22 protein-coding genes are annotated in these 25,092 nt (G+C 69.9%); 4 read left to right on the top strand and 18 right to left on the bottom strand.

The annotated features are described in order from the left end of the window. Positions 1–70 precede the first annotated feature (70 nt). Entirely contained in the window at positions 71–853 is a 783-nt protein-coding gene (locus JOB34_RS02395; RefSeq protein WP_208051229.1) for a hypothetical protein, read from the top strand. Further along, positions 850–1,413, top strand: a complete 564-nt coding sequence (locus tag JOB34_RS02400) for an Rv3235 family protein (RefSeq protein ID WP_208051230.1) — start codon at positions 850–852, stop codon at positions 1,411–1,413. The genes JOB34_RS02395 and JOB34_RS02400 overlap by 4 nt, the downstream gene beginning before the upstream one ends. 3 nt (positions 1,414–1,416) lie before the next feature. On the opposite strand, the gene secA is transcribed toward JOB34_RS02400, so the two are convergent. Then, complete coding sequence (secA, locus tag JOB34_RS02405) at positions 1,417–4,176, bottom strand: preprotein translocase subunit SecA (protein WP_208051231.1); 2,760 nt, start codon at positions 4,174–4,176, stop codon at positions 1,417–1,419. A gap of 105 nt (positions 4,177–4,281) precedes the next feature. Here secA and JOB34_RS02410 point away from each other — a divergent pair, with 105 nt between their 5' ends. Then, positions 4,282–5,994, top strand: coding sequence for a GNAT family N-acetyltransferase (locus tag JOB34_RS02410; protein WP_208051232.1), 1,713 nt, complete (start codon positions 4,282–4,284; stop codon positions 5,992–5,994). Here the strand turns inward: JOB34_RS02410 and JOB34_RS02415 are convergent. From JOB34_RS02415 to ahcY, 9 genes are all read right to left on the bottom strand, one after another. Then, positions 5,973–6,260 (bottom strand): GNAT family N-acetyltransferase, encoded by a 288-nt coding sequence (locus tag JOB34_RS02415; protein ID WP_208051233.1) that lies wholly within the window; start codon positions 6,258–6,260, stop codon positions 5,973–5,975. The two genes, JOB34_RS02410 and JOB34_RS02415, sit on opposite strands and share 22 nt — an antisense overlap. Then, a complete protein-coding gene (locus JOB34_RS02420) occupies positions 6,257–7,474 on the bottom strand; it encodes a crosslink repair DNA glycosylase YcaQ family protein (protein ID WP_208051234.1) in 1,218 nt (405 codons plus the stop codon). The genes JOB34_RS02415 and JOB34_RS02420 overlap by 4 nt, the downstream gene beginning before the upstream one ends. Positions 7,475–7,509: 35 nt before the next feature. Continuing rightward, complete coding sequence (locus tag JOB34_RS02425) at positions 7,510–8,166, bottom strand: response regulator transcription factor (protein WP_179479577.1); 657 nt, start codon at positions 8,164–8,166, stop codon at positions 7,510–7,512. 16 nt (positions 8,167–8,182) lie between these two features. Continuing rightward, complete coding sequence (gene raiA, locus JOB34_RS02430; protein WP_208051235.1) at positions 8,183–8,875, bottom strand: ribosome-associated translation inhibitor RaiA; 693 nt, start codon at positions 8,873–8,875, stop codon at positions 8,183–8,185. A 53-nt stretch (positions 8,876–8,928) separates the two neighbouring features. Continuing rightward, positions 8,929–9,723, bottom strand: a complete 795-nt coding sequence (locus tag JOB34_RS02435; RefSeq protein ID WP_208051236.1) for a phosphoribosyltransferase family protein — start codon at positions 9,721–9,723, stop codon at positions 8,929–8,931. A gap of 106 nt (positions 9,724–9,829) precedes the next feature. Continuing rightward, positions 9,830–11,656, bottom strand: a complete 1,827-nt coding sequence (locus JOB34_RS17995) for an LpqB family beta-propeller domain-containing protein (RefSeq protein WP_208051237.1) — start codon at positions 11,654–11,656, stop codon at positions 9,830–9,832. Continuing rightward, entirely contained in the window at positions 11,653–13,401 is a 1,749-nt protein-coding gene (gene mtrB, locus JOB34_RS02445; RefSeq protein WP_208051238.1) for an MtrAB system histidine kinase MtrB, read from the bottom strand. The genes JOB34_RS17995 and mtrB overlap by 4 nt, the downstream gene beginning before the upstream one ends. Positions 13,402–13,432: 31 nt before the next feature. Then, the gene (gene mtrA, locus JOB34_RS02450) at positions 13,433–14,110 is read right to left on the bottom strand and encodes an MtrAB system response regulator MtrA (protein ID WP_179483592.1); all 678 of its coding nucleotides are present in this window, start codon (positions 14,108–14,110) and stop codon (positions 13,433–13,435) included. A 179-nt stretch (positions 14,111–14,289) separates the two neighbouring features. Then, on the bottom strand, positions 14,290–15,726 hold the full coding sequence (gene ahcY, locus JOB34_RS02455) for an adenosylhomocysteinase (RefSeq protein WP_208051239.1): 1,437 nt from the start codon (positions 15,724–15,726) through the stop codon (positions 14,290–14,292). 321 nt (positions 15,727–16,047) lie between these two features. Here ahcY and JOB34_RS02460 point away from each other — a divergent pair, with 321 nt between their 5' ends. Next, positions 16,048–17,685, top strand: a complete 1,638-nt coding sequence (locus JOB34_RS02460) for an HNH endonuclease signature motif containing protein (protein ID WP_208051240.1) — start codon at positions 16,048–16,050, stop codon at positions 17,683–17,685. Between the two features lie 18 nt (positions 17,686–17,703). Here the strand turns inward: JOB34_RS02460 and JOB34_RS02465 are convergent, their stop codons facing one another. Genes JOB34_RS02465 through JOB34_RS02500 form a run of 8 tightly spaced genes read right to left on the bottom strand, consistent with a single transcriptional unit; the run spans position 17,704 to position 25,089 of the window. Further along, positions 17,704–18,243 (bottom strand): DinB family protein, encoded by a 540-nt coding sequence (locus JOB34_RS02465; RefSeq protein ID WP_208051241.1) that lies wholly within the window; start codon positions 18,241–18,243, stop codon positions 17,704–17,706. Next, on the bottom strand, positions 18,240–18,998 hold the full coding sequence (locus JOB34_RS02470; RefSeq protein ID WP_347813688.1) for a metallophosphoesterase family protein: 759 nt from the start codon (positions 18,996–18,998) through the stop codon (positions 18,240–18,242). Before JOB34_RS02470 ends, JOB34_RS02465 begins: the two co-directional genes overlap by 4 nt. Continuing rightward, a complete protein-coding gene (locus JOB34_RS02475) occupies positions 18,995–19,945 on the bottom strand; it encodes a cation diffusion facilitator family transporter (RefSeq protein ID WP_208051242.1) in 951 nt (316 codons plus the stop codon). Before JOB34_RS02475 ends, JOB34_RS02470 begins: the two co-directional genes overlap by 4 nt. Before the next feature lie 20 nt (positions 19,946–19,965). Continuing rightward, complete coding sequence (locus JOB34_RS02480; protein WP_208051243.1) at positions 19,966–21,339, bottom strand: mycothione reductase; 1,374 nt, start codon at positions 21,337–21,339, stop codon at positions 19,966–19,968. Positions 21,340–21,382: 43 nt separating this feature from the next. Further along, positions 21,383–22,180, bottom strand: a complete 798-nt coding sequence (locus tag JOB34_RS02485; protein WP_208051398.1) for a tryptophan 2,3-dioxygenase family protein — start codon at positions 22,178–22,180, stop codon at positions 21,383–21,385. 40 nt (positions 22,181–22,220) lie between these two features. Further along, positions 22,221–23,420: an SIS domain-containing protein gene (locus tag JOB34_RS02490; protein ID WP_208051244.1), complete on the bottom strand. Its 1,200-nt coding sequence runs from the start codon at positions 23,418–23,420 to the stop codon at positions 22,221–22,223. A gap of 5 nt (positions 23,421–23,425) precedes the next feature. After that, positions 23,426–23,644, bottom strand: a complete 219-nt coding sequence (locus tag JOB34_RS02495; protein ID WP_208051245.1) for a hypothetical protein — start codon at positions 23,642–23,644, stop codon at positions 23,426–23,428. Continuing rightward, on the bottom strand, positions 23,641–25,089 hold the full coding sequence (locus tag JOB34_RS02500) for a phosphomannomutase/phosphoglucomutase (protein WP_208051246.1): 1,449 nt from the start codon (positions 25,087–25,089) through the stop codon (positions 23,641–23,643). The genes JOB34_RS02495 and JOB34_RS02500 overlap by 4 nt, the downstream gene beginning before the upstream one ends. Between the last annotated feature and the right edge of the window lie 3 nt (positions 25,090–25,092).

Consider the following 25,092-nt stretch of genomic DNA (forward strand, 5'->3'; position numbering starts at 1 on the left):
GATGTCATCAAATGACACTGTAGGTCATAAAGGGTGGACATGTGTAGCTTAGAGCATCTACAGTCCAAAGATGACGACATCCGACGCCATCGCCTCGAACCTTCGCCCCGGCCGTGCAGGTGCGCTCGGCGCGGGCGCGGTCACCATGTTGCTGGTCGCGGCGTGGTGGTCGGTCCGATCGGTGGCAGCGGTCTATGCCGACCTGGATCGGCGCGCGACCATCAGCACCGTCGACGCCGTTCCCCTGGTCATCCGCGGCGCGCTGGTCCTGGCCCTGCTCTGGGCGATCCTGGTCGTGCTCGCCGGCGTGCGTGTCATCCGAAGCACTCCGCGCGAGCTGCCCGGCGGGCTCGTCGGCCGCGTCGCCCTGGTGCTGCTGGCCGCGACGATGACCACGACACTGGCGGCTCGACCCGCCGGCGCGCAGGCGGCCACCCTGCGCAGCGTCGATGCCGTCGTGCATGCCCCCGTGCCCGGCTTCGGCTCTGCCGTGCCCCGCAGCCCCGCGGAGGTGGACGATTGCGCACCGGTTCCCGGTTGGACCGCACCGGCGCCCTCCCCCACCCGCGCTCGCGGCGCTGAGAGCGCGCCGTTGGTCACCGGCTGCGCGGGCAGCGCACACGACGGCACCGAGGTCGTCGTACGCCGTGGCGACAGTCTCTGGTCCCTCGTCGGCCGCGAGTTGCGCACCGACGACCCGGCGGTCATCGCCGCCGAGTGGCCGCGCTGGTACACCCACAATCGGCAGCTGATCGGCCCCGATCCCGACCTGCTTCAGGTCGGACAGACCCTGCACCGCCCCGAAGCGTCCGCGCTCGTGAACACCCCCGCCCCGCAAGGAGATCCACGATGAGTTCGACAGCTTCGTCAACGGCTCCCGCGCGCGTCGGCGTCCGCCCGCTACGGATCCGGCCCGCGGTCGACGTGGAGCCCGGCGTGCTCAGTGAGGGCGAACTGGACCGCCTCTACGCCGACGCCGCCGGCATCGGACGCGGCGGCAGGCGCTACGTGCAGTCCTGCCTCGCGGTCGACTTCCGCAGCGCGAACGAGGACTCCTACTTCGGACCGCAGGCCACGCTGCGCACGCAGTTGCCCGAACCGGTCGCCTGGGTGCGGGCGATGACCGCGGCGCTGCTGGAGAGCATGACCGGGTCACGCCCGCCGCAGCAGTTCGCCCGGTCGATGACGACCGACCTGTACTCCGCGCTCTGTCGCCGGCACGCCGTCGCAAGACGGCGCGGGGCGGTCGGGGCGCGCCGCAGCGTCATCCGCAAGATCGCCACCTGCGAGCCCGCCGACGGCGTCGTCGAGGCAAGCGTGGTGGTGCACCACGAGGGCCGCGTACGGGCGATCGCGGTGCGGATCAGCGGGGTGGACGGCCGGTGGCTGATCACCGCGTTCGAGCTGGGCTGAGGCTCAGCTCTTGCGCTTGGCCGAGCTCCCTGCGCCCCCCGACCGCGCCGTGGCGGCCTTCTTCTCCTGCTTGTTCTTGGCGCGCCGCTGCGCGCGCGGCAGCTGGGAGTCCTCGTCGGCGATCCGGCCCGACTCATCGATCAGGTGGGCCTCGGCGCGGCCGGACTCGTTCGGCGCGACCAGCGTCATCTGCTCCTCGGACTGCTTGGGCAGCGACGCCTCCAGCTCCTGCGGATCGACCTCGACATGGAAGACGCTCTGGACCGACTCCTCCTTGATCCCCTCGTTCATCGCCGCGAAGATCTCATACCCCTCGCGCTGGTACTCCACGAGCGGGTCGCGCTGCGCGAACTGGCGCAGGTGGATGCCGTCCTTGAGGTAGTCCATCTCATAGAGGTGCTCGCGCCACTTGTGGTCCAGGACGGAGAGCACGACGCGGCGCTCGACCTCACGGGTGACCCGCTCGCCGAGCTGCTTCTCCCGTGCGTCGTACGCGTGCTGGGCATCCGAGCGCAGCTCCTGGCCCAGCACCTCGGCGGTCAGCCCGGACCGGCCGCCCACCTCGTCCTCGACCTCGGCCAACGTGACCGACACCGGGTAGAGGTCCTTGAGCGCGGCCCACAGGGTGTCAAGGTCCCAGTCGTCGGCGAAGCCCTCGGCTGTCGCGCCGTCGACGTACGCATCGACCACGTCGTTGACGAAGTGACGCATCTGCCCCTCCAGGTCCTCACCCTCGAGGACGCGGCGACGGTCGTGGTAGATGGTCTCGCGCTGACGGTTCAGCACGTCGTCGTACTTGAGCACGTTCTTGCGCTGTTCGAAGTTCTGGCTCTCGACCTGGCCCTGCGCGCTCTGGATAGAGCGGCTGACCATCTTGGACTCGATGGGCACCTCGTCCTCGCCGTCGGCGCCGACCATGAACCGCTCGACCAGCTTGTTGTTGAACAACCGCATGAGGTCGTCCTGCAGCGAGAGGTAGAAGCGGCTCTCGCCCGGGTCGCCCTGGCGCCCCGCGCGACCGCGCAGCTGGTTGTCGATCCGGCGCGACTCGTGGCGCTCGGTGCCGAGCACGTAGAGACCGCCGAGTTCGAGGACCTCCTCGTGCGCCGCCTTCACCGACTTCTCGGCCTTGGTCAGCGCCTCGTCCCACGCGGCCTCGTACTCCTCCGGCGTCTCGGCCGGGTCCAGGCCCTTCTTCTTCAGCGCTGCGACCGCGATGAACTCGGGGTTGCCGCCCAGCATGATGTCGGTGCCTCGGCCGGCCATGTTGGTGGCCACGGTGACGGCACCCTTGCGACCGGCCTGCGCGACGATCGCGGCCTCACGCTCGTGCTGCTTGGCGTTGAGCACCTCGTGCGGCACCTTGCGCCGGCGCAGCTGCTCGGACAGGTACTCGCTCTTCTCCACGCTGGTCGTGCCGACGAGGACAGGCTGGCCCTCCTTGTGGCGCGCCACGATGTCTGCCACGACCGCGCCGAACTTGGCCTTCTCGGAGCGGTAGATCAGGTCGGACTTGTCCTCGCGGATCATCGGCTTGTTGGTCGGGATGGTGAGCACGCCGACCTTGTAGATCTGGTGCAGCTCGGCGGCCTCGGTCTGGGCCGTACCGGTCATCCCGGCGATCTTGTCGTACATCCGGAAGTAGTTCTGCAGGGTCACGGTGGCCATCGTCTGGTTCTCGTTCTTGATGTCCACCCCCTCCTTGGCCTCGATCGCCTGGTGGATGCCCTCGTTGTAACGACGTCCGGCGAGCATCCGGCCGGTGTGCTCGTCGACGATCAGGATCTCGCCGTCGATGACGACGTAGTCCTTGTCGTTCTTGAACAGCTCCTTGGCCTTGATCGCGTTGTTGAGGTAGCCGATCAGCGGGGTGTTCTCGGCCTCGTAGAGGTTCTCGATGCCGAGCAGGTCCTCGACCTTCTCGATCCCGGGCTCCAGGATGCCGACGGTCTTCTTCTTCTCGTCGACCTCGTAGTCGCCCTTGCGGACCTCGGTGGGGTTGTTGGGGTCCTTCTTGGGCGCCCGGGTCAGCTTGTCGACGATCCGGGCGAACTCGACGTACCAACGGGTGGCCTCGTCGGCGGGTCCGCTGATGATCAGCGGCGTTCGCGCCTCATCGATCAGGATCGAGTCGACCTCGTCGACGATCGCGTAGTGGTGCCCTCGCTGCACCAGCTCCTCCTGCGACCACGCCATGTTGTCGCGCAGGTAGTCGAAGCCGAACTCGTTGTTGGTGCCGTAGGTGATGTCCTTCGCGTACTCCACGCGACGCTCTTCCGGAGTCATCGACGCCAGGATCACGCCGGTCTCCAGACCGAGCGCGCGGTGCACGCGGCCCATCAGCTCCGACTGGTACTCCGCGAGGTAGTCGTTGACGGTGACGACGTGCACACCCTTGCCCGACAGTGCGTTGAGGTAGGACGGCAGCGTCGCGACGAGCGTCTTGCCCTCGCCCGTGCGCATCTCGGCCACGTTGCCCATGTGCAGCGCGGCGCCACCCATGATCTGCACGTCGAAGTGCCGCTTGCCGATGGTGCGGCGGGCGGCCTCGCGGACCGCGGCGAACGCCTCGGGCAGCAGGTCGTCGAGGGTCTCGCCCTCCTCGAGCCGCGCCTTGAACTTGTCGGTCTCGCCACGCAGTTCGGCGTCGCTGAGCTTCTCGAAGTCCTCCTCCAGGACGTTGACCTGGTCGGCGATGGCCTGCAGCTTCTTCAGCAGGCGGCCTTCTCCGGCGCGAAGGACCTTCTCGACTACTTTGGGCACGAAAGCTCCTCGTGAGTGGGCATACCGCCGTCGAGTTTAGGGCCCTGTGCTGCGCGCCACTAAATCGATGTGCGTCTGATGTGCAACGGCTGGTTGAGTGGCATCGTGCCCCACCTTCCCCACGACGTGCCCCTCCTGGTCGAGGGCGACCTCACCCTGCGCGCCCCGCGCGTCGACGACATACCCCGGATGACGCAGGCGTGCCGGGATCCCGGCGCGCGGGCGTGGCTGAGATTGCCCGCGCCGTACGAGGAGTCCGACGCCGCGGACTTCATCGCCGCGACGGAGCGTGGCCGCCTCGAGGGCGCCCGCATCGAGTGGGCGATCGAGGTCGCCGGCCGGTGGGTCGGCAACATCGGGCTGCACGACCGGCGCGGCGACACCTTCGAGGTCGGCTACATGGTGCACCCGGACGCGCGCGGGACGGGGGTGTGCCGGCGGGCGCTGCAGTTGCTCACGTCGTACGCGTGCGACGAGCTCGGGCTGTCGAGTCTCACCTGGCGCGCCGCACGGGGCAACTTCGCCTCGCGACGGGTGGCCTGGGCATGCGGTTTCGCCGTGGACGGCACCTGGGACGTGCCGCATCCGGTGTCCGACGGCGCCTCGGTCGACGGGGTCTGGGTGGGTCACCTGCGCGCCGGCGAACCGCGGCGGCCCCGGCACCCGTGGTACGACCCGCCGGTCCTGGACGGCGGCCGGTTCCTCCTGCGCCCATGGCATGCCGACGACGTGCCGCGTCAGGGGCCGGACGAGCAGAGCGAGCGCTTCATGATGGGCCACCAGCCCGACCCCGCGTCGTACACCACCTGGCTGCTCGAGCGGCGGGAACGGATGGCCGAGGGCGACGCCGTCTGCTGGTGCATCGTCGACCCGGACCTCGACGAGCCCCTCGGACACATCGCGGTGCAGCACCTGCGAGCCGTCATGACCCTCGGGAGCGGCCGGGTCAGCTACTGGCTGTATCCCTCGGCGCGGGGTCTCGGCATCCTGCAGGAGGCTCTCGATCTGGTCATCGCCCATGCGTTCGCGCCGTCGACCGACGACTCAGGGGCATCGGGGCTCGGCCTGCATCGATTGCAGGCCGGCACCGACATCGAGAACCGCCCCTCGGCGCGCGCGCTGCGCCGGGCCGGTTTCCGCCAGGTGGCGAACGAACGTGCCGTGCTCGCGCGCCCCGGCGCCGCACCGTCGGGCGCCCTCACCTTCGAGTTGCTGCAGGGCGACGACCGGCTCGCACAGAACATCGAGCCCGCCGTGGTCCCGACGCTGCACACGGCGCGGCTCGTGCTGCGGCCCTGGACCGTGCAGGACCGCCCCGGCGAGGACGTCGAGCTCGACCGGGCGGCGCTGCGCTACATGCCCGCCGGCGCCCAGCCGACGCACTCCACCTGGGACGAGTGGTACCACCGACGGGCCCGGCAGACCGACGAGGGGCAGGTGATGTGGTGCATCGCCGACGCCCGCACCGATCAGGCCCTGGGCGCCGTCACCCTCTTCGACCGCGCCGGACCGGTGCGCGACCGCGCCGAGATCGGCTACTGGCTCTATCCGGACGCACGGGGCCGGGGGTACGCCGGTGAGGCGATCGACGCCGCGTTGGCCCACGGCTTCGCGCCACCGACCCAGGACGGCCTGGGCCTGATCCGTATCGACGCGGACACCGACGCAGAGAACGTCGACTCGCAGAAACTTCTGCGGGACAGGGGATTTCGCGAGTGGGGGCATGCCCACGCCGACTACACCCGCGCGGACGGCTCGATCAGCAACAGCATCTACTTCGAGTTGCTCGCTGCGGACTACGAGCCGACCAGGTCCTGATACTCCGGGTGCCTGGTCACCCACATCCGCACGAAGGGGCACTGCGGCACGATCCGGGTGACCCCGCGAGCGCGCAGGTCGTCCAGGGTCGCGCGGGTGAGCTGCGAGGCGTGGCCCTGACCCTCGTGGCGCGGGTCGATCTCGACGTGCGGCAGCAGAACGGCTGCCCCGACCTGCTCGAAGTCGGCGACACCGATCCGTTCGTCGCCGAGGTAGGCCTCGTAGCGGCTGCGCTCCTCGTCGCGGCGGACGGTCAGCTCGCTCATCGTGTCTCCTCCATGCCTGGGCCGGTCACTCTGTCCAGATCCAACCAGTCGGCCATCTGCTCCAACTGTCGCCCCAGGGCTCGCCGGGCGGCGACGTCCGCGTGCACCTCCCAGTGCACCCCCTGCACCAGCAACGCCCCCGCCGCCCGGTCCGCCTTGAGATCGACCCGCCCCACCAGCCGGTCGCCGAAGAGGAAGGGCAGCACGTAGTAGCCGTGCACCCGCTGCGGCGCCGGCACGTAGATCTCCAGCCGGTAGTGGAAGTCCCACAGCTTGTGCGTGCGATCCCGCTGCCAGATGAGCGAGTCGAACGGGCTGAGCAGCGCCTCGGCGTGCACGGCGCGGGGACGCGCGGCGTCGACGTGCAGGTAGGCAGGGCGATCCCAACCCTCGATCGTCACCGGCTCCAGCTCTCCGGCGCCCACCAGCGTCTCGAGAGCGGGCGCCGCCTGCTCCGGGCTGAGCCGGAAGTAGTCGCGCAGGCACTGCACGGTGGCGATACCGTGGGCTCGCGCCGCGATCCGCATGAGTTCCACGAACGCCTCGGCCGGAGCGGGCCGGGAGGCCCGATCTGCTGCGGCGCGCTGCGTCGGCGGAAGGACCCGGCGTACGGCGTCGTAGCGCCGCTCGAACTGCGCGGTGCGCCCCGCCGAGCTGATGTCACCGGCCCAGAACAGGTGCTCCAACGCGTTCTTCACCAGGGACCAGTTCCATCCCCAGTGTTCGGTCGGGCGCACCACGTCTGCGGCGAGTCGTGCCTCGCACTCGCGGGTGGTGAGCGGGCCGTGCCCCTGCACCTCGGCGAGCACCTGCGCCACCAGATCCGGGTGGTCGCGGGCGACCCGACGCATCCCGCCCCAGGCGTCGGCATGGGCCCGCTGCATCCGGAAGTCCAGCAGGGGCCAGGTGGCCGGAGGGATCAGGCTGGCCTCGTGGGCCCAGTACTCCACGAGCCGGCGCGGCGCGCGGTCACGGGCTCGGTCGAGCAGATCGCGGTCGTACGCACCGAGTCGTGAGAAGAACGGCAGGTACTGACTGCGCACCAGCACGTTGACACTGTCGATCTGCACCACACCCACGCGGTCGATGACCCGTTGCAGGGACCGGGTGGTCACCGGACCGGCAGGTCGCAGGCCGTGGAAACCCTGCGCGGCCAGCGCGATCCGCCTGGCGGACCCAGCGCGGACCACTCTGGGCGCGGCGCTGGAGGACATGAGGGGCATTGTGCCCGTCGGCACCGACGGCTCGGCTACTTGCGTTCGTTGGAGTCGACCAGGCCCGTCGACACCGCCCACAGGGTGGCCTCGACCCGGCTGTTCAGATCGAGCTTCTCCAGGATCTTGCGCACGTGGTTCTTGACCGTGTTCTCCGCGATGAACAGCTCGGAGGCCACCTTGCGATTGGAGTGGCCGGACGCGACCAATACGAGCACCTCCCGCTCCCGGCGGCTGAGCGTGCCCGCCGCCGAGTCCTCGATCGCGGCACGCAGCGCGCCCGAGACCGCCAGCGGCAGCACCAGCGGCACCAGGGGCGCGGAGATCCATCCCCCGCCGGCGGACACCGCCCGCACCGCAGCCTCGAACTCCTCGGCTCCCGCGTCCTGCAGGAGCAGGCCGGCCGGGCCGTGCCGCAGGGCGGCCCCGACCGCGAACGGCTCGGCCGGACCGACGAGCAGGATGATCTTGGGATGGTCCGGGTCGGTGGCGAGGGCGCGCAGCGCGGCCGCCAGCCCGGGCAACTCCGGTTGCACGAGAACGACGTCCGCGGGCCTGGCCGCCGACAGCTGGTCGCCGTCGGCGGCCGAGGCCACCACCTCCATGCCGTGTTCCTGGAGCACGGCCGCGATCCCACGTCGGTAGATCGGGCTGGCGGCGGCGACCTGCACGGTGATTCGCTGGTCGCTCACGCTTCCAGATTGTGCCTCAGACGGTGGCCGCGACCCCCGGGGTTGGCGAATTCGACGAGTTCGGATCCTCGGCGGCGACTTCGAGCTGGATGACGCCGTAGGACCAGCCGCGTCGCCGGTAGACGACGCTGGGTGTGCCGGTGTCGGCGTCCTGGTAGAGGTAGAAGTCGTGGCCGACCAGTTCCATCTCCCGTAGGGCCTGGTCCACGCCCATCGGCACGCTGCGGTGCACCTTCTCCCGCAGTTCGATCGGGCAGTCCTCGTCCCCGCCGAGGGCGGCGACGTGGGGTGGCAGCGGATCGGGATGTCCGTCCAGTTGCGCGGGTCCGCCCGGCCCCGAGGTGTCCGACCAGTCGGTGAGGGCCGCCGTGGCCCGGGCGACCGAGACGGGGACGCGCCGCCCCCGGTGCACCCGTCGTTTGTCGTGCTGGCGTCGCAGCCGCTCCCCCAGCCGGGTCGCCGCCAGGTCCAGGGCGGCGTACTCGTCATCGGCGCTCGCCTCCGCCCTGATGACCGATCGCTTGGCGTAACAGGTGATCTCGATGCGTTGTGCTTCCTTCGCCTGGCGGGGGTTGGCCTCGTGCGTCACAACCACCTCACAACGGCCCACGGCCGGGTCAAGCTGCGGCACCTTGGCCAGCTTGTCCTCGATGTGGCGCTGAAAACGCTCGGGCACAGCCACGTGACGTCCGGTCACACTGATCTCCATGAACGACCTCCTGATCGCGATGCGGGGCAGATCCTGGTGGCGGGCCGGACCGGTCAGGCCGACGGATCACCCCCACGCGAGGAGGGGCGGGGCAGAGCGGCGGCACGTAGCGTGCCGACAGTGCGCTCCATCCCCTGACGGTAACCGGCCCGGGGGGTGGCGGCAATGGTGCAAGCAACGACGTGGGACGCCCCCGCGGACCTCAGAGCCCTGGCCGCCTCGACCAGGGTGGACCCGGTCGTGACGATGTCGTCGAACACGACGACCACGCGTCCGTCGACGAGCGGACCGACGTCATCGCGGACCCGCATCGCTCCGCTCAGGTTGTCGGCCCGTGCAGTCGCATCGAGGCCGGCCTGATCCCGGGTCCGGCGCGTGACCCTCAGCAGCCTCACCGGCCGCGGGAGCACGCCGTCGTGTCGCGCGAGCGCCCGGGTGACCAGGTCCCACAAGGGATCTCGCCCTCGGGTTCGCAAGGCTCGCGCGGACGACGGGACAATAGTGACCGCCAGAGTGCCCGCGAGCATCGCGTCCCTCACCGCGGAGTCCTCCTGCAGGCACCCGTAGAGCGCACCGCGTACGAACGGCGCGCAGCACTGCACGAGATCCGGGCGGTCGTCGTCCTTGTAGCAGCGCAGCACCTGTGCGAGCACTCCGGCGTAGATGCCCTGCGCCCATGTCGGCGGGAAGCCCTCCGGCTCCGGGCTCGGCCGCACCCGGATGCTCACCGGCTCCAGTGCCGCGGACAAATCTCCCGCACACCTGCCGCAGACGCGTGCGCCGGCCGCGTCGCATCCGGCGCACCGGCGGGGTGCGACCAGATCCAGCAGTTCCTCCACCCAGCGCATCACACCAGGAGATCAGCGCTCGATCTCGCTGTCCGGTCCCGGCCGACACGGGTGTGGACGGGGCAGCCGGGATTCAGGGGATGTGGACCGGCTACGCCACGGGTGCTCAGGTGCCGGGTGCGGCGAGGTCGTCAGCGCCGGGGATGCGCGCCCAACCGGCCCCTTGACGGGTCCAGACACTGCCGCGGTGATCCAGCACGTAGATGTCGTCGGTGCCACTACCGCCCGACACGACGCTCTGCACGCCAAGCGGGGCGGCGAACATATCCGGCTGCCCGCTCAGCGGCACCAGCGCGATCTCGTCCGCCCCCTGGGTGTGACCCTTCTCCGGTGTGGTGGCACCGAGGACGCCCAGGGTCACGTCGTCGAGCCATGCGACGTCCGCATAGGACGCGAGAGCCACCGGCATCGTCTCGGGCGTGCCGATGCCGGTGGGAATACCTCGGGAGTCCCGCAGCAGCCCCGCCACCTGGACGGAGGTGCGGCCCTGCCCGTCTCGTACGACCATGGCCACTCGCGCGCCTTCCGCGGACACCTTCAGCGCCAGCACGACCGACCGCCCGAGCCACGGCACCGATAGTTGACGAGCGGTCATCCGGGACCCTGCAGCGGTGTCGACGGCCCACACACCCCCGCCGGACGGCGCTGCGCCGCGCCGCGGGGTGCCTGAGATGCCCGCGACGAGGGCCGTGCTGCCGGTGAAGGTCGGCCGGGTCAGGTTGCCGGCGAACGTCGGCACCACGTGGAAGCTGCGTTTCACCCACACACCCAAGGAAGCGCGGTCGATCGACAATGCCGCGATCGCATCGCCAGAGGTGTCGGCGCCCAGGTCGTAGTACTTCGAGGAGATCGCCGGCAGTCGCACGGTGTTCTCCCCTGACTCCCCGGAACCCCGCAGCGGACCCGCGGGCCCCGAGCCCTGCCAGGACAGGACCGATCCGTTGCGCGTGATCAGCGCCGCGCTGGGGGGACCGGCCACTGCATAGCCCAGGTCCGCCGCGGTCGCCGGCTGGGCGAGCAGGTGCGGGGCGGCCACCCGGTTGCCGCCGGCCGTGAGTTCGACGCGGGTCACCGACGGAACGACCATGACGGTCGAGTTCACACCGGTGAGCGACGCGGTCATGGCGGCCCATAGCGCCGTACGAACCGTGCCGTCCGCCCTCTGGGCCGAGGCTGTCAGGTCGATCGAGGCGACCCCGGTGTTCGGATCCACCGGTACGGCGTTGATCGCGAGGCCGATGTGCGACTGGTTCGGGGTGCGCAGCGCACCCTGCAACCAGGCCGGCGGTGCTGCGAGTACGGCGCGGGCGACGGCGGTCGCCAGGCCCGCGGCGGGATACCACTGCACGTCCGGGACGAGCACCCTGGACGTCGCGCTGGGGTAGTAGATGCGCTGCGGGGTGTAGACCTGGGAGAAGTTCACGTTGCTGATCCAGGGACGGAAACCGGCCGGCAGGCTGCTGATCCGCCACTGACCCCCCACCCTGGTCACTCCGAACGACGCACCGATCCTGCTGTTCGGCTCGCGAGCGGTGATATGGCCGGTCGTGTCGAGGACGGCCTGCTCCACTGCCGACACCCGGACCCGGCCGGATCCCTGCTGCGTGACCTTGAAGTCGGAGTCGCTGGTGGTGATGACCGCGCCCTCGGCCGACTGCCACTTCGCCGACGCCGTCGAGGTGAGGAACTGCCGCGCTACGCCGTAGTCGTCGTCGAGGCTGGCCCCCGCTACGAGGAATCCCGTGACGACGTCCTCGGCCGACTCGCCGTCGTACGGACCGATCGGCTGCACGTCCACGTGGGGCACGGCGGCGTTGCTGATCGGCTGCTCTGCGTGGACGGTGCCGGTGGCCGCGAGGCCCGCGCAGCCTGTCAGGGTGAGCGGGAGCAGCAGCGCCAGGGTCCAGCGTGCCCGGGTGCGACCCGGGGTCACGACCGGTCCCTCTCCATTCGGGTGATCTCGGCCGCCGCGTGCGTCGTGGACCCTGGTGCCGTCCGGGTCCCGATGGTGAGGCTGTCCGCCTGCGGCATGATGCGGCCGACGGCGGAGTCGTCCGGGGCCAGGTTGAGAGGCGAACGGGCAATGGGGACACCGGTCTTCGCGGGCAGTGTCAGCCGGAAGCAAGCGCCCTGGCCGGGCTCGCCCCAGGCCTGCAGCCAGCCGTCGTGCAGGCGTGCGTCGTCCAAGGAGATCGAGAGCCCGAGTCCGCTGCCGCCCGTCGTTCGGGCACGGGCGGGGTCGGCGCGCCAGAACCGGTTGAAGACGCGGGCCGAGTCGCCCGGTGCCAGCCCGACGCCGTAGTCACGCACGGACACTGCGACCGCGGTGGAGTTGCTGCCGACCGTGATGTCGATGGGCCGGCCCTCGCTATGCTCGATCGCGTTGCTCACGAGGTTGCGCACGATGCGCTCGACCCGGCGCCGGTCCATGGGCGCGACCGCGGGCCGCCGTCCGTGCACCCGCAGGCGGGTGTGGTTGCGGGTGGCGAGGGACTCATACCCGTCGCAGACCCGGCGCACGATGTCGCGGATGTCGACCGGTTCGTCCTGCAGCGAGCTCGCGCCGGCGTCGAAGCGGCTGATCTCGAGGAGGTCGGTGAGGAGCGTCTCGAAGCGGTCGAGCTCCCGGTTCAGCAGTTCCGCCGACCGCGCCACCGGTTCCGCGAAGTCGGCGCGCCGGTCGTGGAGCATGTCCGCAGCCATCCGGATGGTGGTGAGCGGCGTCCGCAACTCGTGCGACACGTCGGAGGTGAATCGCTTCTGAAGGGTGGACAGGTCCTCGAGTTGTCGGATCTGCCGCTGCAGGCTGTCCGCCATGGCGTTGAAGGACGTCGCCAGCCGTGCGAGGTCGTCCTCGCCGCGCACCGGCATCCGTTCGTTGAGCGCACCGTCGCTCAGTCGTTCGGCGACGTGCGCGGCGGAGCGCACGGGCGCAACCACGAGGCGGGTGACCAGGTAGGCGAGCGACGCGAGCATCAGGATCAGGAGGATGCCGCCGACGGCGAACGCGCTCTTGACGATGCCGAGGGTCTCCTCCTCGGTGTCCATCGGGTAGACCAGATAGAGGTCGTAGACCCCGGCGCCGGGCACGACCACCTGTGACCCCACCATCACGGCGGAGATGTGGCCTGTGCCGATTCCACTCCCGTTCTCGACACCGTTGATGTAGCGCGGCACGTAGCGCGGCACGGTCACGATCTGAGTCTGCTGGTGCGTCGGGTCCTTGGCGACGGCCTCCTGCATCGCCTTCGGGACGACGGTGTTCTTGGGTCCGGTGCTCTGCTTGCTCAGGCGTTGGGTGACCGGGGCCAGACCCTGCTCGAAGATGACCCGTCGGGACAGGTCGTCGCCAGGAGACGCCACTGACTGGACGGTCTGCCGTACGAGCGATTCCAGCGAGGCGCGGTCGGGCTTGTCGTTGGCGCTGAAGTAGCCCTGCGCGACGGCGCGCTTGGACAGTGCGTCCTGCTCGGCGGAGTGGACCTTGTTGTCCATTAGGCCGTCGGCGATCCGCTGGTACATGTAACTGCCCAGCACGAAAGTGAGGAGCACACCGGCGGTGACCGTGATGGTGATGACCCTGGCGTGGATGGAGCGGCGCCAGGTGCGGCGTACGAACCTCCAGGCACGACCCGCCCGAGAGCGCCGCGCACCGGTCACCAGCACCAGCTCGCTCATGGGGCGCCGGCCGCCCGGGCGTCGTCGCCGGTCATGCCGGACCCGCCTTGTAGCCCACCCCGCGGACCGTGAGCACGATCGTGGGGTTCTCCGGGTCCTTCTCGACCTTCGACCGCAGACGCTGCACGTGCACGTTGACTAGCCGGGTGTCGCCCGCGTGGCGGTAACCCCAGACCTGGTCCAGGAGCACCTCGCGGGTGAAGACCTGCCACGGCTTGCGGGCCAGCGCGACCAGCAGGTCGAACTCCAGCGGCGTGAGCGAGATGGCCTCGCCACCGCGGGTGACCTTGTGGCCGGACACATCGATGTCCAGGTCGGCCAGGGTCAGGTGCTCGGTCTCGGGCTCGTCGTTGCGGCGCAACCGCGCCCGCACGCGGGCGATGAGCTCCTGCGGCTTGAACGGCTTGGTGATGTAGTCGTCGGCCCCGGACTCCAGCCCGGCCACCACGTCGATCGTGTCAGTGCGCGCGGTCAGCATCACGATGGGCACCACGGACTCCGCACGGATCGCCCGGCATACGTCGACGCCGCTCATCCCGGGCAGCATCACGTCGAGCAGCACCACGTCGGGCGAACTGTCGCGGAACGCCTGCATCGCCTTGGCGCCGTCAGCGCAATGGCTGGTCTGCAGACCCTCCCCGCGCAGGATGATGCCGAGCATCTCCGCCAGTGAAGGGTCGTCGTCGACGATCAGCACCTGTCCCCGCATGGGCATCGAGCAGATCTCCCTCTGGTATGACGACGTAGCGGTCAGTTTCCCACATTGCGAGACGAGTCCCGACGAGGCCGGTCGAGTCCACCACCTGAGATGCGAGGACCACGTGCGGCGACCCGGGAGATCGGTGATCTCCCGGGTCGCTCTTCACGTGCAGGACTTCGTGGGGCGACTCAGTAGCGGTAGTGCTCCGGCTTGTACGGCCCGGCGACGTCCACGCCCAGGTACTCGGCCTGGCCCTTGGTCAGCTCGGTCAGGTGCACGCCGAGCGCGTCCAGGTGCAGGCGCGCGACCTTCTCGTCCAGGTGCTTGGGAAGCACGTAGACCTGCTTCTCATACTCACCGGGCTTCGTGAACAGCTCGATCTGCGCGATCGTCTGGTTCGCGAAGCTGTTGGACATCACGAACGACGGGTGGCCGGTCGCGTTGCCCAGGTTCATCAGCCGGCCCTCGGACAGCACGATGATGCTGTTGCCCGAGGGGAAGGTCCACTCGTGCACCTGCGGCTTGATCTCGGTCTTGGTGATGCCGGGGACCTTGGCCAGACCGGCCATGTCCAGCTCGTTGTCGAAGTGACCGATGTTGGACACGATCGCCTTGTTCTTCATCTTCGACATCTGCTCGGCGGTGATGACGTCGTAGCAGCCGGTCGTGGTGACGTAGATGTCGGCGATGTCCAGCACGTCGTCGAGACGGGCGACCTGGAAGCCCTCCATCGCGGCCTGCAGCGCGCAGATCGGGTCGACCTCGGTGACGATGACGCGAGCGCCCTGACCGGCGAGGGACTGCGCGCAGCCCTTGCCGACGTCGCCGTAGCCGCACACCACGGCGACCTTGCCGCCGATGAGGACGTCGGTGGCGCGGTTCAGCCCGTCGATCAGGCTGTGCCGGCAGCCGTACTTGTTGTCGAACTTGGACTTGGTGACCGAGTCGTTGACGTTGATGGCCGGGAAGAGCAGCTCACCCGCGCGCGCCAGCTCGTACAGGCGGTGCACACCGGTGGTGGTCTCCTCGGTGACGCCGCGGACGCCCTCGGAGATCTTGGTCCACTTGTGGGGGTCGGTCGCGATGGTGGAACGGACCAGGTCCTTGAAGACCGCGAACTCCTCGGAGTCCGCCTCGGTCGTGGCGGGCACGGCTCCGGCGAGCTCCCACTCGCGGCCCTTGTGCACCAGCATCGTGGCGTCGCCACCGTCGTCCAGGATCATGTTGGGACCCTCGCCGCCGGGCCAGGTGAGGATCTTGTCGGTGCAGGCCCAGTACTCCTCGAGCGTCTCACCCTTCCAGGCGAAGACCGGGACACCCTGGGGGTCCTCGGCGGTGCCGTTCGGTCCGAGGACCGACGCGGCGGCGGCCTCGTCCTGGGTGGAGTAGATGTTGCAGGAGGCCCAGCGGACCTCGGCGCCGAGCGCGGTCAGCGTCTCGATGAGGACGGCGGTCTGCACCGTCATGTGCAGGGAGCCGGCGATGCGCGCGCCCTTCAGCGGCTTGCTCATACCGAATTCCTCGCGCAGGGACATCAGGCCGGGCATCTCGTGCTCGGCGAGGCGCAGTTGGTGTCGGCCTGCTTCGGCGAGGCCCAGGTCTTTGACCTTGTAGTCGAACGACATGGAGATCGCTCTCCTTCCGCCACGGCAGCAGCCATGGCTGATCGAATGTGGTCTACGAATGGACCCGGCGCGCCCTGCTGGGCTGCGTGGCACGGGTTATCACCCACGCCGGCACTGCCGATTCTACCGGTGAACGACCATCGCCCACGACCGGAGCGGCACGATCGCGGCAGCGCGCGTTCTAGCCCGCTCGGCCCCGAACGCGAGTGTCACCGTCCCCGCCTCCGTTGTTATGGCCCGCTCGGCCCTGAACGCGCGCCATTTCGGGTGCATGTGATCGCACGCAGGGCCGCTATCGGTGGTCGGTGATTGTATGTGGACATGAGTTCGAACGCCGCGGTGCTGACGCCGCCCGACCCGCGCACCACCCTGTCGCGCGTGGTGGGCCGATTGAACTCCGCTCACGCAGATCTGGTGTCGCTGGTCGCGCAGGTCATCGACGACGACTCGTGGGCGCTCAGCGGCATCAGCTCTCCCGAGCACTGGTTGACCTGTTACGCGGGCCTGACGCACGGCGACGCCGCACGCGTCACCGGCATCGCGCGCCGCACCCGGTCCTTGCCGGGGCTGGCGCGCGGCCTCGACGATGGCGAGCTGTCGATCGGACAGGCGGCGGTGATCGCGAAGTACACCCCCGACGGCTTCGACGACAGCGTTGTAGAACTGGCGCGGCATGCCACGGTGACCCAACTGCGCCGTGCACTCGCGCGGTACGAATTCGCGCCCGCGGCGCCCGAGCCGGACTCCCCGCCCAAGCGTCACGACCCGTTCGACCCATCGGTGGCGCGACCACAGCTGTCGATGCAGACCCGGGACGGCCGCTTCCACCTGACATACGACGCGCCGGCCGACATCGGTGCCCTGGTTCAGCAGTCGATCGTCGAGGCCAAGGACGCGCTGTTCCTTGCCGGTCAGCCGCACATCACGATGGCCGACGCCCTGACCGAGGTCGCGACCCGGTTCCTCGAACGCGGAGCAGAGCTATCGGGCGGTCGCTCCGGGAAGTTCCGGACTTACCTGCACCTGGACACCGCGGGCCGCGGGTGGGTGACGAAGGGCAGTTCGCTCCCACAGCACCTGCTGCGCAAATGGTCCTGCGACGGACTCGTCCAGCCGGTCTGGGAGACGCAGGGGTCACCGGTCAACGTCGGCCGCACCCAGCGCATCGTTCCGCGGCGAACGCGCCGTCTCGTGGAGGACAGGGACGGAGGATGCCGGCACCCCGGATGCTTCGCCACCCACCACGTCGAGTGCCACCACGTGACGCACTGGGCCGACGGCGGCGACACCGACATGAACGGTCTGATCAGCCGGTGTCCCTACCACCACGACCGGCACCACAGCGGCGATTTCCACATCGAACCCGTGCTTGGCCACCCAGGTCAGTTCCGCTTCCTGGACCGGTCCGGCGTCACCCTCGGGCCGGTGCCCGGCGTCCCACTGGATCCCGGCACCGAGGACGACGTCACCCCGTACCGCGGGGCATCCGGTGAGGCCCTCTACCCGGACTGGGTGCGATTCCGGCCGAATCCAACAGCCGCCGAGATCATGGACGTCCGCCGGTTGTGGGCGCTCGCCGCCGGCACCGGAGAACCGCCGGATCTCGTGGTGCCCGAGCATCCGGACCCCGGGTCCATCGAGTCCGGACGTCCACATCTCGCGCTGGCTAGAGTCGACGGTATGAGCGATGACACCCCGCAGCACCCGATCCCCGACGAGCTGAAGATCGACGTCGACCAGGACAAGCTCGACAAGTGGGACGCGGTGAGCGAGGAGTACGCCGGCGAGGGTGATGAGGAGAAGCACCGCCCGGTCTTCACCGACGACTCCACCACGACCGGCCGGGAGACCGACGGCAGCTCCCAGGATCAGGCGGGCGACGCCACCGGTATCGGCATCAGGGACGACCAGGAACGCCCGGACGAGGACGAACCCGACCAGGCCGCCACCGACGCGTGACGCGCACGGGTGCCGCCGTCAGCTGAGCGGTGCCACGTCGACCCCGTGATGCACGAGGTCGTGCAGGCAGTACTGGCCGAGGGTGAGCACGGTGAAGCGCGAACCGTTGGAGCGCACACCCGTGCGGCCCCAGGCATCCGGTGCGACCTGCGCCCACCCGGCGACCAGGCTCTGCGCCGCCACAGACAGCTCGCTCGCGACGTCGGAGGGATCGGAGTCGCCGTAATGCTCGCGCCCAGCGGTCTCGTCCTGGTCCCAGTCGTCGAACGTCGGGTCGTCCTCGGTGAGCATCGACCTCAAGCGGCCGGCGAAGACCCGGCAGACGTCACGCACGTGGCACGCGTACTCCAGATCGGACCATCGCGCCGGGTCGCGGCGCTCGCGAGCACCTGCCCGGAGGGCGACGTCCGGCCACGGCTCCAGTGCCCGACGCAACTCCTCCGCCAACGAGGGAGCCGGCACCTCACCGGCCGCCAGTCCGCACTCAGGACAACGCCGTTCGAGCGTCCACGTCCAGTCCTTGTCGTCCGGAACGATGTCCTGCCCGTCGAAGGTCACGACGGCCAACCCGGCTGCAGAGAACGGTAGACCCCGGTGCGAAGCTCGGTCGCCCAGAACGAGAGCCCGGGCATGCCGACGTCGGCGGCCACTTGGATCTCGGCCTCGACGTCGTAGGGCACCCGCACGAACTGCAGCCCGAACGGGCCCGGCAGGTCACTGCCCACGGCTCCCTCGAGGACGGCGTACGACGGGATGGGCTCATCGAGCGCGTTGCCGACACTGCCGACGTTGAACAGCGTTCGCCCGTCGCGCACGCTCAGGTAGGCGTCGTGGATGTCGCCGTACCCGACCACCGTGGGCACCGGGCCGGACCCGGTCAGAGCCGTGGCGGCGAACATCCCGTCGAACTCCACCGGCGACAGGTCGGCGTACACCTTCGTGTGCACATCGCCGGCGCTGGCATGCAGCAGGCGCACCCGCCGGCCGCCGACCAGCAGGTCGTGCGACAACGGCAGAGTACGCAGCCACGGCAGTTGCTCGGCGCGCAGTTCCTCCCGCCACCACCACAGCGAGGGATCGCGGTACGTCGGCTGTTCGGCGGGCAGGAAGTCCTCCCAGTTCCCACGCAGGTTGACCTCGCAGACCTCGCGGCACAGGTCGGCCGCCTGCTGTCCCCGTGGGCCCTTCCCGATGAAGTCGCCCAGGTTGACGATGCGCGTGATACCCCGTGCGGCGATGTCTCCGAGCACCGCCTGCAGAGCGGTCAGGTTGCCGTGCACGTCGGAGATCAGCGCGATGCGGTCGATCGTCACGGCACGGGCGAGGCGTCGAGATCCGGTTCGAGATACATCACGAGCCGCAGGTCCGGCGCGCTCGCGCGGGCTCTCTCCTCGGCCGAGTTGATCGCGGCGGTCACCTGGGCGCCGGTGTCGGCGGCACCTACCGCGATCTTCGCCGCGACCAGCAACTCCTCCGGCCCGAGGTGCAGCGTCTTGGCGTGGATGACCCGGTCGACCCCCGGGGCGCCCTCGATCGCCGCGACGATCGCCCGGGCGACGGACGGGCTCGCGGACTCCCCCACGAGCAGCGACTTGGTCTCGATCGCGAGGACGACGGCGACGGCCACGAGCAGCAGGCCGATGAGTCCGGTGCCCGCGGCGTCCCAGTACGAGCTGCGGGTCAACACCGAGAGCACGACGCCGAAGAGCGCGAAGACCAGCCCGACCAGCGCCGCGAAGTCCTCGAGCAGGATCACCGGGAGCTCGGGCGCCTTGGCCCTGCGGATGAACTGCAGCCAGGAGGAATCGCCACGGTGCGGGTGGCTCTCGCGGACCGCCGTCCGGAACGACAGACCCTCCAGCACGATCGCCGCGAGGAGGACCACCACCGGCACCCACCACCAGTCCTGGCCGAAACCCGGCCGCTCCCCTTCGCCCGCATGCGCCTCGTGCGCCTTGTGGTACGCCTCGTAGAGCGCGAAGAGACCGCCGAGGCTGAAGAGCACGATCGAGACGACGAACCCGAAGACGTAGCGCTCACGGCCGTAGCCGAACGGGTGCTCCGGCGTGGCCGCCTTCTTCGCCCGCCGACCGCCGATCAGGAGCAGCAGCTGATTGCCGGAGTCGGCGAGGGAATGGATCCCCTCGGCGAGCATCGAGCTCATCCCGGTGAGGGCGAACGCGATCAGCTTCGTGATCGCGATGCCCAGGTTGGCCCCGAGCGCCGCGATGATCGCCTTGTTGCCACCCTCGCTCGACATGGGCGCAGTCTAGGTGCGGGTCAGTCGTCGAACTCCAGCCCCAGCAGCGCGTTCTCGACCACCTCGGCCAGTGCCGGGTGGATCCAGTACTGGCCCCGGGCCATCTGCGGCACCGTCAACCCGAAGGACATGGCCTGGATCGAGGTCTGGATCAGCGAACTGGCGTCCGGGCCCAGGAAGTGCGCGCCGATGAGCAGCTTGGTCTTCTTGTCGGCGATGAGCTTGACCATGCTGGTGGTGTCCTCCATGGCCCACCCGAACGCGACGTCGCCGTACTTCTGCACCTTGACCGTGACGTCGAGACCGGTCGCGCGGGCCTGCTCCTCAGTCAGCCCGACCGAGGAGATCTGCGGATGGGTGAAGACCGCCTGCGGCACGAAGCGGTGGTCGAAGGAGTGCAGGTCGTCCGGATGCGCCAGGTTGTGCGCCACGACGCGCGCCTCGTGATTCGCCACGTGCTTGAGCTGGTACGGCGAGCTCGCGTCGCCGAGGCTCCAGATGCCCTGGGCCGACGTGCGGCCGTGCGGGTCGACGACGATCCGGCCGTCCGGGTAGGTGTCCACCCCTGCGACGTCCAGGTCGAGCGAGGGCGAGTTCGGGGCACGTCCGGTCGCGACGAGCAGCACCTCGCCCCGCACCCGCGTGCCGTTGCCGAGCGTCAGCTCGACGCCGCCGTCCACTGCTTCGGCGCGCTCCAGAGGAGAGCCCAGGTGCACGTCCCACTTCTGCTCGGCCTGCTCGGTGAACGCCGCGGAGATGTCGGCGTCCTCCTTGGTCAGCAGTTGCTTGCCGCGCGCGACGATCTTGACGGCGACGCCGAGCGCGGAGAACACGTGAGCGAACTCCGCGGCGATGAACCCGCCGCCGAGGATGACCATCGAGGACGGCAGCTGTTCCATCCGCATCACCGTGTCGCTGGTGTGGAACGGCACGCCGGAGGCGGTGATCTCGTCGGGGACGACCGCGTGGCTGCCGCTGGCGAGCACGATCTGGTCTGCCGAGACCTCCTCCTCGCGACCGTCGACGGTGACCGTCAGGGTCTTCGGACCGGTGAACCGGCCCTCCCCGAGGTACGCCGTGGTGTTGGCCCCGTTGACCCGGTAGTCCCTTCCGCCCTGGGAGATCGGGTCGATGCGCCCGAAGATGCGGTCGCGGATGGCGGGCCATCGGATCCCGTCGACGTGCGCGTCGACGCCGTACCGGCTCGCGTCACGGACGGTGTCGGCCACCTCCGCTGCGTAGACGTACATCTTGGTCGGGATGCACCCGACGTTGAGGCAGGTGCCGCCGAACAGTCCCTTCTCGATGATCGCAACGGACTTGCCGTCGAAATCGGGGGTGACGAGAGAGTTGCCCGAACCGCTGCCGATGATGGCCAGGTCGAAGTGAGTCACGGTCTCAGCGTAGGGCGGGGCGTCCCAGCGGCGGACGCGACGGTCACTGCCCCTGCGCGATCTGCCCGCGGACGGTGTAGAGCTCCGGGAAGAACGTCTGGTCCAGTGAGCGCCGCAGGAACGCCACGCCGCTGGAACCGCCGGTGCCCGGCGCGCCGCCGATGATGCGCTCGACCGTCTTCAGATGCCGGAAGCGCCACAGCTGGAAGTTGTCCTCCAGGTCGACCAGTTCCTCGCACGTCTCGTAGATGTCCCAGTAGCGCGGCGGGTCGGAGTAGATCTCGTGGAACACCTCGACAATCGCGTCGTGCGGCACGTACGGCGTCGCCACGTCCCGCTCCAGCGCCTCGGGCGGCACCGCGAACCCGCGCCGGCCGAGCAGCTGCAGGAACACGTCGTAGATGCTCGGTTCGCGCAGCATCTCGGCGAGCAGGTCGCGGGCACCCGGCTCGGCGTCGAACACCCGCAGCATGTCGGGGTTCTTGTTGCCCAGCAGGAACTCCACGGCGCGGTACTGCACCGACTGGAATCCGGACGATGTCGCGAGGAAGGTGCGGAAGGTCGCGTACTCGCTCGGCGTGAGCGTCGCCAGCACCGACCACTGCTGGGTGAGCGTGGCCTGGATGTGCTTGACGCGGGCCAGTCGTTTGAGCGACGCCTGCAGCTCGTCGGCAGCGAAGAGGTCTCTGGCAGAACGCAACTCGTGCAGGACGAGCTTGAACCACAGCTCGCTGGTTTGGTGCTGGATGATGAAGAGCAGCTCGTCGTGCTGCGGTGGCACCGCGCGCGGGTGCTGCGAGGCCAGCAGCGTGTCCAGACCGAGGTAATCGGCGTACGACATCGGCGCGGGGCTGTGCGGTTCGGTGCTCACGCCGGGCACGCTATCCCGCAGACGGCCGCCCGCGACCGCGGCGACGGTCGCGCAGGTCGGCCACGTGCGGTGACACTGCGGGGTCGACGCCGAGTCCGATGGCCAGGTAGGTCGAGGCGAAGTCGACCATCGCGATGTGCTCGGCGAGCCGGACGACCGGATGACCTGGTGCAGCAATGGATTCGACCACGCGCACGTCGGCCTGACGAGCGGTCGCGAGCAGGTCGTCGGTGAGTGCTGCAGCCTCGTCGCCCTCAGGGGTGGGCAGGTCGGAGGGGGCGTCGCGCAGCATCAGCAGCCCCAGGCTCGGCTGCGCGGGGCCGTCGAGGAACGGGTCGGCGAAGATGTCCATGCCGGTGCGCCCGGCCAGTCCCTGGCCACCGCCAGCGGTGAACGGCCCGTCGAAGCACGCCACCACCTGCGAGGCGGCGTCCGGCAGCTCACCCCAGGTGGCCGGCATCCGCGCCGTCCGGGCGAGCATGGACGCCGCCCGCTGCGCGGCGACGCCGGTGAGCGGGTTGTCCCCGAGCACCACCGGCACGGTCTCGGCCAGTTGAACGGCCATTAGCTTGGCCGGGTTGACGAACGACTCCGAGGAGGGCCGGCAGGTCTCCGCCTGCTCGTCGAGCCGCGCGGCGATCTGCGGGAAGACAGCGTCCGGGACGTCGGCGAGGCCGAGCACGTCCGCCGCGAGCAGCACCGGGGTCAACAACGACCACAGCGACGTGCGGCTCGAGGTGCGACCACGCCCGACGCTGACGTGCACGCCGCGCGCCCGGTGCGCCGCCTCGGCCAGGGGCGAGTCGTCGGCGCCGACGGTCAGCAGGGCGGTGCCGCGACGGGCCGCCTCACGGGCGATGGCGACGGGCCCGTCGGCCGTCCCCGACAGGGACACCGCGAGGACCAGGTCGAGGGGTCCGACCCATCCGGGCAGCGGCAGGTTGCGCCGCACGGTGACCGGCACCGGCGAACCCGGCTCGGCGAGCAGCTCCAGCACGTCCGCGACGACCGAGGACCCGCCGAGTGCTGCGACCAGGACCGATCGGGGGCGTTCGCCGTACGCGACGCGCTCGACGCCGGCCTCCCGGCTCAGGGTGACGGCCTCGCGCACCTGCGCGCCGGCAGTCGCCAGCGAGCGCAGGCTGTCACGCGAGTCGCGCCAGCGCAGCTCTTCCGGATCGTCGATCCAGGACTCTTCGAGGGAGGGCACCGTGCTCAGCCGCGGATGAGGCGTGCCTCGTCGGCGAGCAGGACGGGGATCCCGTCGGTGATCGGGTAGCCGCGCCGGACGCCCTCCGCGTCGCAGGACGAGGCGCACTGCAGCTCCGGTCCGCCGTCCGGGGAGGTCGCGTCGACCAGCTCACCGCGGCAGACGGGGCAGCGCAGGATGTCGCGCAGCCAGGGTTCGAGACCGTGCGCTTCGTCGGTGCTCATATCGATCGGGTCTCCTTGTCGTGGATACGGATCCGAGCCAATGCCGCATCGCGTACGGCGGTCATTGTCGCTTCGTCGGCGGCTTCGACGTTGAGCCGCAGCAGGGGCTCGGTATTGCTGCCGCGCACGTTCAGCCACCACATCGGCGACCCATCGTGGGTGAAGGTCAGGCCGTCGAGGGTGTCCTCGACGACGCCGTCCTGGTGCAGCGCCCAGTCGCGCACCCGCGCGGTCGCCGCCGCCTTGTCGTCGACCGAGGAGTTGACCTCACCGGAGGCGACGTAGCGGCTGTACTCCCGCATCACCTCCGAGAGGGGACGACGGTCGGCTCCGAGGGCGGCGAGCACGTGCAGTGCGGCGAGCATGCCGGTGTCGGCGTACCAGAAGTCCTGGAAGTAGTAGTGGGCCGAGTGCTCTCCGCCGAAGATCGCGCGGTGGTGCGCCATGTCGGACTTGATGAACGAGTGACCCACGCGGGTACGCACCGCCTGGGCTCCGTGCTCGGTGATGATCTCCGGCACCGCCCGGGAGGAGATGAGGTTGTGCACCACACGGACCTGGTCGACAGGAGTGCCCGAGGCGACCGCACGCCCGATCTCACGGGTGGCCACGAGCGCCGTCACCGCCGACGCGCTGACCGGGTCGCCGTGCTCGTCCACCACGAAACACCGGTCGGCGTCGCCGTCGAAGGCGAGCCCCAGATCGGCCCCGTGCTCGCGGACGGCGGCCTGCAGATCGCGCAGGTTGTCCGGCTCCAGGGGATTCGCCGGGTGATTGGGGAAGGTGCCGTCGAGCTCGAAGTACATCGGCACGATCTCCAGCGGCAGCGCCGCCAGACCCGCTCCGGTGCCGAGGACGGCGGGGACGGTGTGCCCGCCCATCCCGTTGCCCGCATCGACCACGACCTTGAGCGGCCGGATCCCCTGCAGATCGACCAGCCGGCGCAGCAGCGCGGCGTACTCCCCCAGCAGGTCACGCTCGCGGACCACGCCGGGCGTGTCGACGGCGGCCGGCTGACCGTCGTCGAGCCACTCCTGTGCACGGTCGCGCACCTGATCCAGTCCGGTGTCGGTGCTGATCGGCCGGGCCCCCGCGCGAGAGAGCTTGATGCCGTTGTACTCCGCGGGGTTGTGACTCGCGGTGAACATCGCGCCGGGCAGATCCAGGGCGCCGCTGGCGTAGTAGAGACCATCGGTCGAGCAGAGTCCGATGAGCACCGCATCGACACCTCGCGCCATCACGCCCTCGGCGAACGCCGACACCAGTTGCGGTGAACTGGGGCGCATGTCGTGACCGATGACGACAGCGCTCGCGCCCTCGGGGATCGCGATCTGCTCGGCGAACGCGCCGCCGATCGCTCGGGCCACCTCGGGCGACAGTTGCTGCGGCACCAGGCCCCGCACGTCGTACGCCTTGACGAACTCGGCGAGGCGTGGGGAGGTCATGGC

The sequence above is a fragment of the Allobranchiibius sp. GilTou38 genome, from assembly GCF_017565325.1.
Taxonomy (GTDB): Bacteria; Actinomycetota; Actinomycetes; order Actinomycetales; family Dermatophilaceae; genus Allobranchiibius; species Allobranchiibius huperziae.